At 61.0% G+C, this 1,078-nt stretch carries 1 protein-coding gene; it reads left to right on the forward strand.

All coding sequences use genetic code 11. From position 1 onward, the window contains the following. Positions 1-378: 378 nt before the first annotated feature. Entirely contained in the window at positions 379-798 is a 420-nt protein-coding gene (locus GTR02_RS21830; protein WP_166609557.1) for a hypothetical protein, read from the forward strand. Positions 799-1,078 lie beyond the last annotated feature (280 nt).

The raw sequence follows: 1,078 nt of genomic DNA on the forward strand, positions 1-1,078 counted from the left end.
CCACCCCCGCGCTCCGCGCGGACGGCGACACGACCACGACCCTCGACACGACCACGGCGCTCACGGCATAGTCCGAACCCGCAGCGCTTCACGCGCACGAGTTACACCACTCCACGGGACTCCATCCTGCTGGTGGCCCGAAAACCGTCCTTCAGACCCGGCCGCTGCTTCACTGGCTGTATGGCTACCGTGCGATCTGGCTGTCTGGCTCTCATGGCCGCTGTGGCGCTCTTGGCTGCTTCGGGCTGTTCTGGCGATGCGCCACCACCGACTGCGTCGTCGGCGCCGACCAGTACGAGCTCAGCTGGGGCGAACGCCGCAGCGGCCGACAGTGCACCCGAGCAAGAGCGAATCCTTGCGCCAACTGACGGTGACATGATGGAAGTGCCGAACAGCTACTCACTTGCTCTCGAGGTCTTCGAAGCCGACCCTCAACATTGGGGAGGTGCGTACGTTGATGACGACGGACTACTGGCCGTTGCTGTAGCCCACCAATCGCTCGATGCGGCGCAGGAAACGTTGCAAGCAGCCGGAATCACCAAGGGCGTGAAGTTGGTAAAGGTAAAACAGTCACTCACGCAGCTTGATGCTCAACAAAACCAAGTAGCTGAGGTGGTGGCAGCGCATGCGAATCAAGTGTCAACCTTCGGTCCAAACTATAAGACACAGTCAATTGATGTGGTCATGAATTCAGAGAGTGATTCCCTAGCAGGCGAACTGAGGGCTACAGCCACTGCCGACGGACCAGTCGTCAACGTCAGTGTCGAGTCCAGCAACCCGACACCCGCCGCCACTTAGCGAGCGTGGTCGCCACCTCGTGGGGAGATTGGATAGCACGATCGGCAGGCTTGAGAGGGAAGCGACGCGCGAAATCGCCTCGACAAAATTTAGGACCGCGCCTATCCGAGTTCAATTGCGCCACTCTCGCCAAGTGTTAGCTGGCGTCGGAGTTTGTCAAGGCCCGGGTTTGATGGAGGGCGTGAAGCCACGCGGGTCAGGCACCAGCCGCGACGGGGTGAGTGCTGAACTGGGCCTCGTACTCCACGGGAGGGATCATTCCGAGCTCCCCGTGTAGCCG

It is taken from the genome of Kineococcus siccus (assembly GCF_009906795.1).
GTDB classification, from domain to species: Bacteria; Actinomycetota; Actinomycetes; order Actinomycetales; family Kineococcaceae; genus Kineococcus; species Kineococcus siccus.